Raw genomic sequence first — 14,553 nt, 5'->3', positions numbered from 1 at the left:
TCAGGCGAACAGAGAGTCGAACTCGGCCAGCACCTTGCGATAGGTGGCGCGCTTGAACGGCACGATCCGCTCCAGCACCTCGTCGTGCGGGGACCAGGCCCAGCGCGAGAATTCGGGGTGCTCGGTCTCGATGTTCACGTCGGCGTCGGTGCCGTGGAAGCGGAAGGCGAACCACTTCTGGGTCTGGCCGCGGTAACGGCCCTTCCACAGCTTCGGCACCAGCGTCGCGGGCAGGTCGTAGGGGATCCACTCCCGGCTCTCGGCCAGCAGGGTGACCTTGTCGCGGGTGATCCCGGTCTCTTCCCACAGTTCGCGAAGCGCCGCCTCCAGCGGCGCCTCGCCCTCGTCCACGCCGCCCTGCGGCATCTGCCAGGCGTCGGAGCGGAAATCCAGCCGCTGGCCGACGAAGATCTCGCCGGCCCGGTTCAGGATCACCAGCCCCACGCAGGGCCGGTACGGCAGCGCGGCGATCTCCGCCTCGGAGAGCTCTCTCCTCGCCTCCTTCGCCACGCCGCCCCCCGTCATTCGCTCGAGGCCGGCGGGGTCGCCTGCATGGCGCCCATGCCGTAGACCGACAGGCCCGTCAGCACGTCGAGCGCATAGGCGAGCTGCAGATCCTCCTGGCGGAGCTTGGCGGTCGCCTCGTGGCGGGCGCGCTCCTCCTCGATCTGCTTGCGCTCGTCCTCGCTCAGCGCGTTGGTCAGGCTGCCGCGCAGGTCGGCTTCCGAGCGCATGCGGGGCGGAACCTCGTTCTCGTCCACCGCGAGCTTGGCCTGTTCGATCAGGATGTCGGGCTCGATGCCCAGCGCCTGGATCGAGCGGCCGGACGGCGTGTAGTAGCGCGCCGTGGTCAGCCGGATCGCGCCCTTGCCCGACAGCGGCATGATCGTCTGGACCGAGCCCTTGCCGAAGGACTTGGCGCCCACGACGATGGCCCGGTGATGATCCTGCAGCGCGCCGGCCACGATCTCGGAGGCCGAGGCCGAGCCGCCGTTGATCAGCACCACGATGGGCTTGCCGCCCGTCAGGTCGCCCGGCTCGGCGTTGTAGCGGTCCATGTCCTTGGGATCGCGGCCGCGGGTCGAGACGATCTCGCCCGACTCGAGGAACGCGTCGGACACCGCCACCGCCTGGTTCAGCAGGCCGCCGGGGTTGTTGCGCAGGTCGAGCACGTAGCCCTTCACATTGTCCGCGCCGCCCAGATCCTCCTGGATCTTCTCGATCGCGGATTTCATGTTGTCGTAGGTCTGCTCGGTGAACTGGGTCAGCCGGATCACGCCCACGTCGCCCTCGGCCCGGCCCTTGGCCGCCGCGATCTTGATGTTCGCGCGCGTCAAGGTGACCTCGATCGGGTCCTCCTCGCCCTCGCGCACGATGGTGATGTGGATGTCCGAGCCGACCGGCCCGCGCATCTTGTCCACCGCATCCGCAAGGGTCAGGCCCAGCACCGACTCGCCGTCGATATGGGTGATGAAGTCGTTCGCCTGCAGGCCGGCCTCGGCCGCGGGCGTGTCGTCGATGGGGGAGACGACCTTCACGAACCCGTTCTCCATGGTGACCTCGATCCCGAGGCCCCCGAACTCGCCGCGCGTCTGCACCTTCATGTCGTCGAAGGCCGAGGGCGGCATGTAGCTCGAGTGCGGATCGAGGGACGTCAGCATCCCGTTGATCGCGCTCTCGATCAGCTGTTTCTCGTCCACCTTCTCGACATAGGCGGTCCGAACGCGCTCGAATATGTCGCCGAACAGGTCGAGGTATTCGTAGGTGGTGCGCGCGTCGTTCTCCTGCGCGCTGAGCGGCGCGACGAGCGGCGCGGTCAGCAGGGCGCCCGCGACGGCTCCCCCCAGCGCGGCGACGGCGATTTTTCTCATGGCGTCTCTGACTCTCCTTTTGGGAGCGCGAACCACAGGGCGGGGTCCACGGGGATACCAGCCTCCCTCGTCTCCACATAGAGCATTGCAGCGGAAAACGCCGCCGGGGGAAAGGGCGCGGCCGAGAGAATTTCCTCGGACGCGGGGTCGATGACGCGCAAGTGACCGAGCGGCGCCCCCTCGGGAACGATCTCGCCCTCCCGCACCGCCAGGCTTTCGAGCCCGGCGAGAATCACCAGCCGCCCCGGCGCGGTTTCCAGCGCGACCGCCTGTTTCCGCCCGCCGATCGGGCCAGCGTAGCGCACCGAGGCGAGGGCGGGGGCGCGGGGCGAGGCCCATTCGGGAACCGCCAGCTCGACCCCGGTCGAGGCCTGGCCCAGCGCGTCGCGGGTTCCGAAGGGCGTGACGATCCGTCCCGGCGCCGGCGCGGGCCAGGCGCCCGGCAGGGCCGGCCGCGCGGGCGGGGGATCGAGCGGATCGGCCACCGGCCCGACCGCCTGGAAATCGTCGAGCGCGGCGCGCAGGCCCCTCAGCCCGGCGCGCAGCGCCCCCACGCCGCCGGGCGCGAGCACGCCTTCGCGCGCGTTGCGCAGATCCAGCGCCGCGCCCCGGGCGCGGGCCCAGGCCTCGCGCCGTCGGACGTCGGCGGCCTGCGCCTCGGCCAGGCGGGCGCGCTCCTCGACGGCGGCATGGGCCTGGGCGGGGCCCATCGCGGCTGCAAGCCAGGCGCCGCGGGCCGCGGCCAGCGGTCCGGCCGGCTGCGCGGCCTGGGCCGCCAGCGGCGCGCGGGCCAGCGCCGCGAGCCGCGCCACCGCCGCCTGTCCCGAATCGTGGGCCGTCCGCGCGCGCAGCTCCAGCGTCGCGATCAGCCGCCAGGACTGGCGGAGCGCCTCGCGCATCGCGGCCAGGGTCGCTTCGCCCGCCGCGCCGGCGCGGGTGGCGGCGGCGCGGCGGGCGGCGTCGTCCTCGGCGCCCGCCAGCGCCAGGTCGGCGGCCTGCAGCGCCTCGCGCGCCTCCGTCGCCAGCGCCTCGGCCGAGGAGGCGCCGGGCAGCACCCCCGCCGCGGGCGCCTGCGCCGACGTCGTCTGCGCGCGCGCCGGCCCCGGCGCCGCCGGAGGCGCCGCGAGCGCCGCGATCAGCAGCGCCGGCAGGGCCCGCGCCCGCCGCATCAGGCGTTCGCGCGCACGATCAGGGAGCGGCCGGTCATCTCCTCGGGCTGGGAGAGGCGCATCAGCTCCAGCAGGGTGGGGGCGAGGTCGCCCAGCACCCCGTCCTCGCGCAGGCGCGCGCCCTCGGGCCCGCCCACCAGGATCACCGGCACCGGGTTCAGCGTGTGGGCGGTGTGGGGGCCGCCGGTCTCGGGGTCGATCATCGTCTCGCAGTTGCCGTGGTCGGCGGTGACGATCATCGCCCCGCCCACGGTCTCCAGCGCCTTGATCGCCTTGCCCAGGCCCGCGTCCACCGCCTCGACCGCCGCGATGGCGGCGCCCAGGTCGCCGGTGTGGCCCACCATGTCCGGGTTGGCGAAGTTGCACACGATCAGGTCGTGCTTGCCGCGCCGGATGGCTTCCACCAGCCGGTGGGTCACCTCGGGCTCCGCCATCTCGGGCTGCTGGTCGTAGGTCTTCACGTAGGGCGAGGGCGCCATGTGGCGGTCCTCGGCGGGGTTCGCGACCTCCTCGCCGCCGTTGAGGAAGAAGGTGACGTGAGGGTATTTCTCGGTCTCAGCGAGGCGCATCTGCGCCTTGCCCTTCTTGGCCACCCACTCGCCCAGCGTGTTCACGATCTCCTCGGGCGGGAACATCGCCGGCATGAACTTTGCGTGCTCGGAGGAATATTCGACCATCCCCGCCACGGCCGAGAACTTCGGCGCCTCGCCCCGGTCGAACCCGTCGAACTCCGGCGCCGCGAGGGCCGAGAGGATCTCCCGCGCCCGGTCGGCGCGGAAGTTGATGAAGAGGAGGCCGTCGCCCTCCTTCATCCCCGCGTAGTCGCCGATCACGTGGGGCGAGACGAACTCGTCCGTCTCCCCCGCCGCATGCCCCGCCTCGGCGGCGGCGACCGCGCTGTCGGCCTTGTCGCCCTTGGCGAGCACCATCAGCTCGTAGGCCGCCGCGACCCGGTCCCAGCGGTTGTCCCGGTCCATGGCGAAGAAGCGCCCGACGACGGTGGCGATCGAGACGCCCTCGACGCCTTCGATGTCGTCCTCCAGCGTCTGCAGGTAGCCCGGCGCCGACTTCGGCGGCGTGTCGCGCCCGTCGAGATAGGCGTGCAGCTTCACCTTCAGCCCGGCCCCGGCGAGGACCTTCGCCGCCTCCGCCATGTGCCGCTGGTGCGAGTGCACCCCGCCGGGCGAGACAAGCCCCGCCACATGCGCGGTCCCGCCCGCGGCCTGCACCTTTTTGATGAAGCCCTGCAGGACCTCGTTCTTCGCGAAGGACCCGTCCTCGATGGCCCGGTCGATCTTGGGCAGGTCCATCCACACGACGCGGCCGGCGCCGATGTTGGTGTGCCCGACCTCGGAGTTGCCCATCTGCCCCTCCGGCAGCCCCACGGCATTGCCGCAGGCCTTCAGCGTGGCGTTGGGCAGCCCCGTCATCAGGGCGTCGAAGGTGGGGGTGTTCGCCTGGGCGACCGCGTTGCCCTCGGTCTCCGCCCGCAGGCCCCAGCCGTCGAGGATCACCAGCACGACGGGCTTCGGAGGTTGGCTCATCTCGGTCGTCTCCTGCGGTCTTCGGGGGCCTGCCCCCTACCTAGGCCTCCGCGCCCCGCGACGGAACGCGACGCGGGGTCCGTCCCGCGCTCCGGTCGCCGCCGGCGCCTCGGCGCGACGCCCACGGCCCTCGCGAAGCGCCTGTTCTCCGGAGCCGTCTCTCGCGGATGCCGGAAAGAGCGACTCGGCCCGCGGGGTCAAGGATCGCGGAGCGACCGGCGAAGTCGGCTTGTCCTTGACCCCGCGGGCCGAGTCGCTCAGGCATCCATCAGCGAGAGACGGCTCCGGAGAACAGGCGCGGGCTTGTTCTTTGGTGAGTCAGGAGCCCGCCGGAGGCTCCCGCCCTCCCCCCTCCAGGCGCACCGCCCGCCGCAGGCCCAAGCCCGCCCGCAGGGCGCCTCCGTCCCCGGTTCCCCGCCCCCTACCGGTGGCGGAACTTCGCCTGGTCCGAGAGCACGCCCTCGTGCTCCGCCCGCCCGTCCTCGACCAGCCCCAGCAGCACCGAGAAGACGTTGCGCGCCGCCGCCCCGATCAGGGCGGGATCGACGTCGGTGTAGATCCCCCGCGCCAGCTCCAGCGGGTCCTTGCCGGGCATGCCGGGCGAGGGCAGCGCCGCCAGCACCTGCCGCACCCGGCTTTCGCGGTGGGCGATCAGGTGGGCGATCATCGCCTCGGGGTCCTCGATCGGGTGGCCGTGGCCGGCGTGGAACACCCGGTGGCCGCGGCCCTGCAGCTTGCGCAGGCTCGCCATGTAGGCCGCCATGTCCCCGTCGGGGGGCGAGACGATCGAGGTCGCCCAGCCCATCACGTGATCGCCCGACAGCACGAGGCCCGGCGCCATCCCTTCGGCCTCCACCTCGAAGGCGAGGTGGTTCGAGATGTGCCCCGGCGTGTGGATCGCGGTCAGCGCCCAGCCCGCGCCCTCCAGCCGCTCCCCGTCCGCGAGCGTGCGGTCGGGCTGGAAGCTCCGGTCCCCGCCCTCGCCCCCGCCCAGCTTCGCGCCCGAGGCGGCCAGCGCCTGCATCCGCTCGGACATGCCCGCGCCATGGGGACCGAAGGCCCAGGTCTGCGCCCCGGTGCGCGCCTTAAGCGCGGGAACGCCGGGAGAATGGTCGATGTGCGTGTGAGTGAGGACGATGTGCGAGACGCGCTCCCCCGGCTCCAGCGCCGCGAGGGTCGCCTCGAGATGGCCGGGATGCTCGGGACCGGGGTCGACGACCGCCACCTCGCCCCGGCCGACGATATAGGTGCGGGTGCCGGTGAAGGTCATGGGCGAGGGATTGGGGCAGGTGACCCGGCGCAGGCCGGGCTCGAGCGCGACCAGCGGGCCGGCGTGGCCGAGCTCGGCGTCCGGGCGGCGGTCGAACGGGTCGGCGGTGGTGGGGCCTGCGCTCATCGGGGGGACTCCTCCATCGGGCGCGGCGGGGGGCGGAAAGGCGCGGCCGGGCCCGTGTCCTGCGGGGCCGTCTCCGCGGCGCCCGTCGCATCCGGGCCCATTGCGTCCGGGCCTCGTCGCGCGCACCCTGTCGCGCATGGCCAAGGCTTACAAGAAATACCTGCCGCGCAGCCTGTTCGGCCGCGCGCTGCTGATCCTGCTGGCGCCCATCGTGCTGCTGCAGCTGGTGGTGGCGGGCCTGTTCATCCAGAACCATTACGCCGGCGTCACCCAGCAGATGGCGGGATCGGTGGCGCTGGAGCTGATCTACGCCGTCAACGCGGTCGAGAGCGCGCCCGACGTCGAGGGCGCCCGGATCCGGCTGGAGAACATCGCCCGCCCCCTGGGCATGACGCTGGCGCTCGATCCCGGGGCGACGGTCTCCGAGAAGAACGCGCAGCTCTTCTACGACGTCTCCGGCAACGCGCTGGCCGAGCGTCTGCGCGCCGAGATCGCGCGCCCCATCGCCATCGACCTGGTGCGCTACAACCGCGACGTCGAGGTGAAGATCCAGACCGAAAAGGGCGTGATCCGCGCCCTGATCCCGCGCAAGCGCACCATCGCCTCGAACCCCCACATCCTGCTGGTCTGGATGGTGGCCACCGCCTTCCTGCTGGCGGTGGTGGCGGTCCTGTTCCTGCGCAACCAGGTGAAGCCGATCCGCCAGCTCGCCAACGCCGCCGAGGGCTTCGGACGCGGCCGCGTGGTCCCCTTCCGCCCCGCCGGCGCCGAGGAGGTGCGCCGCGCCGGCGCCGCCTTCCTCGACATGCGCCGCCGGGTCGAGCGGGCGATGGAGCAGCGCACCAACATGCTCTACGGCGTCAGCCACGACCTGCGCACGCCCCTGACCCGGATGCGGCTGGCGGTCGAGATGCTCGACGACAGCCCCGACCGCGACGACCTCGCCAAGGACATCCACGAGATGGAGCGGATGCTGGGCGAGTTCCTCGACTTCGCCCGCGGCGGCGCCGGGGAGACCGCGTCGGAGGCCGATCCGCTGGAACTGCTGGAGGCCGCCGCCGCCGACGCCCGCCGCGCCGGCGCCGACGTGCGCGTGTCCCTGGCCGAGGACTCGCGCCCGCCCGAGCCGGTGACCCTGCGGGCGGGCGCGATCTCCCGCGCGCTGGGGAACCTGCTGTCGAACGCGGCCCGCTACGGCGACCACGTCGAGGCGCGGATGCGGCTGGGGCGGCTGTTCGTGGAATGGTCGGTCGAGGACGACGGACCCGGCATCCCCGAGGACAAGCGGGAGACGGCGCTGAGGCCCTTCTCGCGCCTCGACGAGAGCCGCAACCAGAACGAGGGCGGCGGCGTGGGGCTGGGCCTCGCCATCGCGCTCGACATCGCGCGGGCGCACGGCGGGGCGCTGACGCTGGAAAGCTCCGAGACGCTGGGGGGGCTGCGCGTGGTCCTGCGGATCCCGCGCTGACGGGGAGGGGGGGCCTCCGAGGCGGGGCTCGTCGGCTGGCCGCTGCGCGGGGGCGCGCTTGGGCGCGCCCGGAAGGTCGCTTCGGGAGCTCACCAAAGAACAGGGCCGCGCCTGTCCTTCGCAGCCGTCCGTCGCTGAAGATGCCTGAGCGACTCGCCCGCCGGGGTCAAGGACAAGCCCCGCGCAGGCGCGGGGTCGCTTCGCGATCCCTGACCCCGGCGGGCGAGTCGCTCTTTACGGCATCAGCGACGGACGGCTCCGAAGAACAGGCGCTTCGCGCGGGCCTGCGGGCGTTGCGCCGGGGCGCGTGGGGCGGGCGTTGCGCGGGGGGGCGTCGCAGCGGGGGGCGCGTGGCGCTGGGTTGCGGGAGGCGCCGCGGCTTCGCGCCTTGCGCGGGGGGGCGGGGGCGGGCGATGCTCCGCCGGCCCCGGACCGCGGGGGACCACCAGGGGGGAGAACCCGATGGCCATCGCCACCTGCGTCTTCGACGCCTACGGCACCCTGTTCGACGTCGCGGCCGCCGCGAGGCGGCTGGCCGAGCGGCCGGGACACGAGGATTTCGCCGCCAAGTGGCCGCGCATCGCCGAGCTGTGGCGCCTCAAGCAGCTGCAATACTCCTGGCTGCGCGCCACCGCCGGGGTGCACACCGATTTCTGGCAGGTCACCCAGGACGGGCTCGACTTCGCCATCGAGGCGGTGGGCGGCGTGGCGGAGGGGGAGCGGCAGGCGCTGCTCGACCTCTACTTCGCGCTCGAGGCCTATCCGGAGGTTCCCGACATGTTGCGCGCCCTGAAGGCGGCGGGGAGGGAGACGGCGATCCTGTCCAACGGCTCGCCCGCCATGCTGGAGGGGGCGGCCGCCTCGGCCGGGATCCGCGATCTGCTGGACGAGATGCTCTCGGTCGAGAGCGTGGGCGTCTTCAAGCCCGCGCGCGAGGTCTACGACCTGGTCGGCCACGCCTTCGGGCGCACCCCGCGGGAGGTGCTGTTCGTCTCCTCCAACGGCTGGGACGCCGCCGCCGCCGCGGGCTACGGCTTCCGCTGCGTCTGGGTGAACCGGGCCGGAGACCCCATGGACCGCCTGCCCTGGAAGCCCCACAAGGTGGCCTCCGACCTGACCGGGATCCCGGAACTCGCCGCCAACTGGTGAAGGCCTCCTCATGGTGAAGATCAACTCCTTCGACGCCCCCGACGGCACCCGCCTGGGCTTCATCGACGAGGGGCCGCGCGACGCGGGCCCGCCGCTGCTGTGCCTGCCGGGGCTGACCCGCAACCACGCCGATTTCGACGCCGTGGCCGCGCGCCTGTCGCCGACGCGCCGGGTGATCCGGCTGGACGCCCGGGGGCGGGGCGTCTCGGACTTCGCCGATCCCGACACCTACGACCTGCCGACCGAGACCGCCGACGCGATCGCCTTGCTGGACCACCTGAAGATCGAGCGGGCGGCGTTCCTGGGAACCTCCCGCGGGGGGATGGTCACGATGCTGGCGGCCGTCACGGCGCCGGAGCGGATCGCGGCGGCGATCCTCAACGACATCGGGCCCGAGATCGACCAGGCCGGGCTCGACCGCATCAAGGCCTACGTGGGCAAGCCGCCCCAGGCGCGCTCGCTGGAGGAGCTGGCCCAGGCGATGCAGGCCGACGGGCGCGCCGGCGCGCCGACCCTGACCGCCGAGGACTGGCTGCGCATCGCCCAGGCGGTGGCCGAGGAGACGCCCGACGGCGTCGCCTTCAAGTACGACCTGCGCCTGGGCGAGGCGCTGGCCGCCCAGGGCGCGGCGCTGGAGAAGCGCATCGCCAAGGGGGAGCCCGCGCCCGACCTGTGGCCCCTGTTCCAGGCGCTGGCGCAGCGCCCGGTGCTGGTGCTGCGGGGCGCGAACTCGGACATCCTGTCGGCCGAGACGGCGGAGCGGATGGCCGCGGTCTCGCCCAACGTCACGCTGGTCACGGTGCCCGACCGCGCCCACGTCCCCCTGCTGGACGAACCCGAATGCGTCGAGGCGATCGACGCGCTGCTGGCCCGCGCCGGCTGATCCCCCCGACCTGATACGCCCGACCTGATATCCCTGGCCTGTTCCCTGAGGAGCCTCCCTTGGTCGACATCTCCGACATCCGGGCCGCCGCCGAGCGGCTCGCCCCCGTCGTGCGCCGCACGCCGCTGCTGGAAAGCCCGTTCCTCAATGAACTCGCCGGCCGCCGGGTGCTGGTGAAGGCCGAGTGCCTGCAGCACACCGGCAGCTTCAAGTTCCGCGGCGCCTGGTCGGCGATCTCGGCGCTGGCGCCTGAGGTGAGGGCGAAGGGGGTCTTCGCCTATTCCTCCGGCAACCATGCGCAGGGGGTCGCCTACGCCGCGAAGCTGCACGGGATCCCCGCGGTGATCCTGATGCCGGCGGACGCGCCGAAGCTGAAGCTCGCCAACACCGCCGCCTACGGGGCGGAGGTGATCACCTACGACCGCTATACCGAAAGCCGGGAGGAGATCGGCGCCCGCCTCGCCGAAGAGCGGGGCCTGACCCTGATCCGCCCCTATGACGAGCCGATGGTGATCGCGGGCCAGGGCACCGCGGGGCTGGAGCTGGCCGCGCAGGCGGCCGAGGCCGGGGTGCGCGAGGCCGACGTGCTGGTCTGCACCGGCGGCGGCGGGCTTTCGAGCGGCGTGGCGCTGGCGCTGGCGGCCGAGGCGCCCGGCCTGCGCGTGCGCCCGGCCGAGCCCGAGGACTGGAACGACTGGCAGGTCTCCCTGCGGAGCGGAGAAAGAACGCCTGCGGCGGGAGGTCGCGCCTCGCTCTGCGATGCGATCGTGACGCCTGCGCCGGGCGAGATCACCTGGCCGATCCTGTCGGCTCTGGCGGGGCCCGGCATTTCGGTTTCCGATCAAGACTGTCTCAACGCGATGGCGCAAGCCTTTGAGCGGCTGAAGATCGTGGTTGAGCCCGGCGGCGCCGCGGCGCTGGCCGGGGCGCTCTACCGCGCGGACGAGATCGAGGGCGACGCGGTGCTGGTCCTGGCCACCGGCGGCAACGTCGACCGGGGGGTGTTCGCGCGGGCCCTGGGGGTGGCGGCGGGATAATATCACGCTCGTGTCACGCCGAATCGTTCATCAGGGGTGAACGGAACGCAGTGAGCGTGTGTGGCACTCGCAGCGTGATCGGGGGCCTCGCGTCTTTCCATGGGGAAGACAGTCTGGAATGGCGCGGGGCCCGGGTCATGCAGCGGCGCCGGGTCCGTCTCCGCTTCGCTTCCGGAAGCGGGGGGAGACGGATCCGGCGGTTCCGCCGGTTATGGGGATCGGCGGAAACGAGACGGGGCGCGGCCTTTGGGGGGCTGCGCCCCTGATCATTTTTTTGGCGCGGCTGCAAAGGCTTGCCGGCCACGCGCCGTTGCGGCGGCGAGGTCCGCCTCCGGCTCTCGCGCCGCTGCCCTGCGAAGAGGCATCATCCAGCATCGGGCCTGCGGGTTCGGCATGGGCGCAAGGCCGTCCGCCGAATCTCCCTCCGACTCGGGGGGCGCAACCGATCCGGCGCGATCTGAACCGCTCCGGCGGCGTTCAGAGGCTTGCAGCGACGCTGAACGAAGGGCGGCGCGGCGGGAAACGGTGCGGCGGTCGCGGATCGTGGGCCACGCCCCGCTGCCCGCGGCGCACATTGCCCTTCGGCGGCTCCGGGGGCATCTGCAAGGAGGGCGGAGGCCGAAGGAGAGGCGCGATGACCGACCGATACCACGACCTGCTGTTCACCCCGGCGGTCCGCGCCGCGCAGGCGCAGGTCAACGGGCGGGCCTTCTCGCCGCCGCCGGGCGAGGGGCCGGACGCGCTGGGCCAGGACGAGGCCGCCTTCATCGCCTCGCGCGAGAGCTTCTACATGGCCAGCGTCTCGGCTTCGGGCTGGCCCTACGTGCAGCACCGGGGCGGCCCGCCGGGCTTCATCCAGGCGCTGGATCCGCGGCGGCTGGCCTTCGTGGACCTGAAGGGCAACCGGCAGCTGATCACGCTGGGCAACCTGGCGGGCGAGGACCGCGTGGCCCTGTTCTTCATGGACTACGCCCGCCAGGGCCGCCTGAAGCTGCTGGCGCGCGCCCGCCCCACGCCGCTGGAGTCGGAGCCGGAGCTCGCCGCCGCGCTCGCGCCGGGCCCCCTGCGCGAGAAGGCCCAGCGGCTGATGATCCTCGAGGTCGAGGCCTTCGACTGGAACTGCAACCAGCACATCACGCCCCGCTTCACCCAGGCGGAGCTGGCCCCCACGCTCCGCCGCCTCCAGTCCCGGATCGAGGAGCTGGAGGGGCGGCTGGCGGCGCTGGGCGAGACACCCTAGGCGCGGCGCCGGCGCCCCGGGCCCGCCCCGGGGTCTCGGCCGTTCGCGCAACGGTCGCGGGACCGACGCGCCCGAACCGCCCCTGCCGCGACCGGGGGCAGGAGGCCCCGGGTCGAGCCCGGGGCGCCCCCGGGGCGAAAGGCGGCGCGCGAATCTCTGGGCCGGCTCAGCCGTCGACGCGCAGGCGGGCGTTGGTCGGATCGTGGGGCGAGTCCTCGACCACCTCGGCGTCGTACTGGTCGCCCATGATCAGGACCTTGAGCTTCGTGCCCGGCTCGGCCAGCTCCGGCTTCACGTAGGCGAGGCCGATGCGGCGCTGCAGGGCCACCGACCAGCCGCCCGAGGTCAGGCGACCGATGACCTTGCCGTCGGAGTAGAGCGCCTCGCGCCCCCAGGGGTCGGCGGCCAGCGCGCCCTCGGGCCCGTCCATCAGCACGGTGACGCATTTGGCGCGAATGCCGAGCGCCTCCATCGCCGCCTTGCCCTTGAAGTCCTTGGTCATGTCGACGAAGCGGTCGAGACCGGATTCCAGCGGCGAGGCGTCCCGGCCGAGGTCGGAGCCGAAGGCGCGGTAGCTCTTCTCCTGCCGCATCCAATTCTGGGCGCGGGCGCCGAAGAAGCCCATCCCGTGCGGCTCGCCGGCCTTCACCAGCGCGTCGAACAGGTGGTTCTGCATCTCGATCGGGTGGTGCAGCTCATAGCCGAGCTCGCCGGTGTAGGCGACGCGGATCGCCATGGTGGGGACCATGCCGAGGTCGATCTGGCGCATCGAGAGCCAGGGGAAGCGCTTGTTCGACAGCGCCGTGGCGGGGTCGGCGTCGACGATCAGGGCGCGCAGCACCTCGCGCGACTTCGGCCCGGCGATGGCGAAGACGCCCCACTGGGTGGTGATGTCCTGCACCTCGATCCAGCCGAGTTCGTCGCGCTTCGCCGCGGCCTCCTTCTCGAAGAAGTCGAAGTCGTAGGCCTGCGCGGCGCCGGCGGTGACCACGTAGAAGTCGTCCTCGGCCAGGCGCACGATGGTCGCCTCGGTCCGCACGGTGCCGGCGTCGGTCAGCGCGTAGGTCAGGTTGATGCGCCCGACCTTGGGCAGCTTGTTGCAGGTCAGCCAGTCGAGGAAGGCCGCCGCCCCCGGACCCTTGATCCGGGTCTTGGCGAAGGCCGAGGCGTCGTAGAGGCCGACGCCCTCGCGCACCATCTTGGCTTCGGCCTCGGCGTATTCCCACCAGCCGCCGCGCCGGAAGCTGCGCGCGCCGTGATCGTCGAAGCCCTGCGGGGCGAAGTAGTTGGGCCGCTCGAACCCGTTCACCTGCCCGAACTGGGCGCCGGCCGCCTTCATCCGCTCGTAGCAGGGCGAGGTGCGCAGGGGGCGGGCCGCCTCGCGCTCCTCGTCGGGGTGGTGGAGGATGAAGACGTGCTCGTAGCACTCCTCGTTCTTCGTCGCCGCGTACTCGCGGTTCACCCACTTGCCGTAGCGGCGGGGGTCGAGCGACCACATGTCGATCTCGGCCTCGCCCTCGGTCATCAGCTGCGCGAGGTAGTGGCCGGTGCCGCCGGCGGCGGTGATGCCGAAGGAGAAGCCTTCCGCGAACCAGAAGTTCGGCACGCCGGGCGCGGGGCCGACCAGCGGGTTGCCGTCGGGCGTGTAGCAGATCGGGCCGTTGAAATCGTCCTTCAGGCCCACCGATTCCGAGGACGGAATGCGGTGGATCATGGACATGTACTCTTCCTCGATCCGCTCGAGGTCGAGCTTCAGGAGGTCGGCGCGGAAGGTCTCGGGCACGCCGAACTTGGCCCAGGCCGGCGCGTTGCGCTCATAGGGGCCCAGGATCCAGCCGCCGCGCTCCTCGCGCACGTACCACTTGGCGTCGGCGTCGCGCAGGACGGGATGCTCAGGCGCGGTCTTGCGGTAATCGACCAGGGCGGGGTCGGGCTCGGTCACGATGTACTGGTGCTCGACCGGCATCGCGGGGATGTAGCAGCCGATCATCGCGGCGGTGCGCTGGGCGTGGTTGCCGGTGGCGGTGACCACGTGCTCGCAGCGGATCTCGGAGGTCTCGCCGTTGGGGACGAGGTTGCCGCCCTTCTCGGTCATGTGGGCGACCTTGACGATCCACTCGCCGTTGCGACGCTCGAACCCGTCGACCTGGACCTTGCGGATGATCGTGGCGCCGTGCTGGCGGGCGCCCTTGGCCATGGCCTGGGTCACGTCGGCGGGGTTGATGTAGCCGTCGCCGGGATGAAGGATCGCGCCCTTCAGGTCGTCGGCGCGCACCAGCGGCCAGCGGTCGGCGATCTGCTTCGGCGTCATCCACTCGACCTCGACGCCCACGGTCTCGGCGGTGGAGGCGTAGAGGCGGTATTCGTCCATCCGCGCGTCGGTCTGGGCCATGCGCAGGTTGCCGACCACGGCGAAGCCCGCGTTCAGGCCCGTCTCGGCCTCCAGCCCCTTGTAGAAATCGACCGAGTACTTGTGGATGTGCGAGGTGGCGTAGCTCATGTTGAACAGCGGCAGCAGGCCGGCCGCGTGCCAGGTGGAGCCCGAGGTCAGCTCGTCCCGCTCCAGCAGGATCGTGTCCCAGCCCGCCTTCGCCAGGTGGTAGGCGATCGAAACCCCGACCGCGCCGCCGCCGACAACAACCGCCCGCGCCTGCGTCTTCATGCCTGGGATCTCCTCGCGCCCGGTCTGCATTCGCGCCCACCTGTAGCGGTCCCGGCGGGCCTGCGTCTGCGAAGGGGCGACGCAAGCCGGTCGGATCGCGACCCGTTCCGGTCGGGGAAGCGGTCTTCGCGACT

11 protein-coding genes are annotated in these 14,553 nt (G+C 72.5%); 5 read left to right on the top strand and 6 right to left on the bottom strand.

Features of this window, described 5'->3' with window-relative positions:
• From P2H44_RS00815 to P2H44_RS00795, 5 genes are all read right to left on the bottom strand, one after another.
• The gene (locus P2H44_RS00815; RefSeq protein ID WP_275761512.1) at positions 1–510 is read right to left on the bottom strand and encodes an RNA pyrophosphohydrolase; all 510 of its coding nucleotides are present in this window, start codon (positions 508–510) and stop codon (positions 1–3) included.
• An 11-nt stretch (positions 511–521) separates the two neighbouring features.
• Entirely contained in the window at positions 522–1,871 is a 1,350-nt protein-coding gene (locus P2H44_RS00810) for a S41 family peptidase (RefSeq protein WP_275761511.1), read from the bottom strand.
• Entirely contained in the window at positions 1,868–3,040 is a 1,173-nt protein-coding gene (locus tag P2H44_RS00805; RefSeq protein WP_275761510.1) for a murein hydrolase activator EnvC family protein, read from the bottom strand. The genes P2H44_RS00810 and P2H44_RS00805 overlap by 4 nt, the downstream gene beginning before the upstream one ends.
• Positions 3,040–4,584 (bottom strand): 2,3-bisphosphoglycerate-independent phosphoglycerate mutase, encoded by a 1,545-nt coding sequence (gpmI, locus tag P2H44_RS00800; RefSeq protein WP_275761509.1) that lies wholly within the window; start codon positions 4,582–4,584, stop codon positions 3,040–3,042. The genes P2H44_RS00805 and gpmI overlap by 1 nt, the downstream gene beginning before the upstream one ends.
• A 421-nt stretch (positions 4,585–5,005) precedes the next feature.
• Positions 5,006–5,980 (bottom strand): MBL fold metallo-hydrolase, encoded by a 975-nt coding sequence (locus tag P2H44_RS00795; protein ID WP_275761508.1) that lies wholly within the window; start codon positions 5,978–5,980, stop codon positions 5,006–5,008.
• Between the two features lie 136 nt (positions 5,981–6,116).
• Here P2H44_RS00795 and P2H44_RS00790 point away from each other — a divergent pair, with 136 nt between their 5' ends.
• From P2H44_RS00790 to P2H44_RS00770, 5 genes are all read left to right on the top strand, one after another.
• Entirely contained in the window at positions 6,117–7,448 is a 1,332-nt protein-coding gene (locus P2H44_RS00790) for an ATP-binding protein (protein ID WP_275761507.1), read from the top strand.
• Positions 7,449–7,910: 462 nt separating this feature from the next.
• Positions 7,911–8,597, top strand: coding sequence for a haloacid dehalogenase type II (locus P2H44_RS00785; protein WP_275761506.1), 687 nt, complete (start codon positions 7,911–7,913; stop codon positions 8,595–8,597).
• 10 nt (positions 8,598–8,607) lie between these two features.
• Positions 8,608–9,480: an alpha/beta fold hydrolase gene (locus P2H44_RS00780; protein WP_275761505.1), complete on the top strand. Its 873-nt coding sequence runs from the start codon at positions 8,608–8,610 to the stop codon at positions 9,478–9,480.
• Positions 9,481–9,539: 59 nt separating this feature from the next.
• Complete coding sequence (locus P2H44_RS00775) at positions 9,540–10,517, top strand: threonine ammonia-lyase (protein ID WP_275761504.1); 978 nt, start codon at positions 9,540–9,542, stop codon at positions 10,515–10,517.
• A gap of 634 nt (positions 10,518–11,151) precedes the next feature.
• A complete protein-coding gene (locus P2H44_RS00770) occupies positions 11,152–11,757 on the top strand; it encodes a pyridoxamine 5'-phosphate oxidase family protein (protein ID WP_275761503.1) in 606 nt (201 codons plus the stop codon).
• A 166-nt stretch (positions 11,758–11,923) separates the two neighbouring features.
• On the opposite strand, the gene P2H44_RS00765 is transcribed toward P2H44_RS00770, so the two are convergent.
• Positions 11,924–14,419, bottom strand: coding sequence for a GcvT family protein (locus tag P2H44_RS00765; protein WP_275761502.1), 2,496 nt, complete (start codon positions 14,417–14,419; stop codon positions 11,924–11,926).
• Positions 14,420–14,553: the final 134 nt, after the last annotated feature.

Source organism: Albimonas marina, from assembly GCF_029223255.1.
Lineage (GTDB): Bacteria > Pseudomonadota > Alphaproteobacteria > Rhodobacterales > Rhodobacteraceae > Albimonas.
The sequence above is the reverse complement of the archived record's forward strand: the minus strand, read 5'-3'. Positions and strand labels throughout refer to the sequence as shown.

What these genes read in the sequence shown, in the direction of transcription:
- P2H44_RS00770 (WP_275761503.1), top strand. Translation starts at nt 11,152, where the DNA reads ATGACCGACCGATACCACGACCTGCTGTTCACCCCGGCGGTCCGCGCC.
- P2H44_RS00785 (WP_275761506.1), top strand. Translation starts at nt 7,911, where the DNA reads ATGGCCATCGCCACCTGCGTCTTCGACGCCTACGGCACCCTGTTCGAC.
- P2H44_RS00795 (WP_275761508.1), bottom strand. Translation starts at nt 5,980, where the DNA reads ATGAGCGCAGGCCCCACCACCGCCGACCCGTTCGACCGCCGCCCGGAC.
- P2H44_RS00810 (WP_275761511.1), bottom strand. Translation starts at nt 1,871, where the DNA reads ATGAGAAAAATCGCCGTCGCCGCGCTGGGGGGAGCCGTCGCGGGCGCC.
- P2H44_RS00765 (WP_275761502.1), bottom strand. Translation starts at nt 14,419, where the DNA reads ATGAAGACGCAGGCGCGGGCGGTTGTTGTCGGCGGCGGCGCGGTCGGG.
- P2H44_RS00780 (WP_275761505.1), top strand. Translation starts at nt 8,608, where the DNA reads ATGGTGAAGATCAACTCCTTCGACGCCCCCGACGGCACCCGCCTGGGC.
- gpmI (WP_275761509.1), bottom strand. Translation starts at nt 4,584, where the DNA reads ATGAGCCAACCTCCGAAGCCCGTCGTGCTGGTGATCCTCGACGGCTGG.
- P2H44_RS00805 (WP_275761510.1), bottom strand. Translation starts at nt 3,040, where the DNA reads ATGCGGCGGGCGCGGGCCCTGCCGGCGCTGCTGATCGCGGCGCTCGCG.
- P2H44_RS00790 (WP_275761507.1), top strand. Translation starts at nt 6,117, where the DNA reads ATGGCCAAGGCTTACAAGAAATACCTGCCGCGCAGCCTGTTCGGCCGC.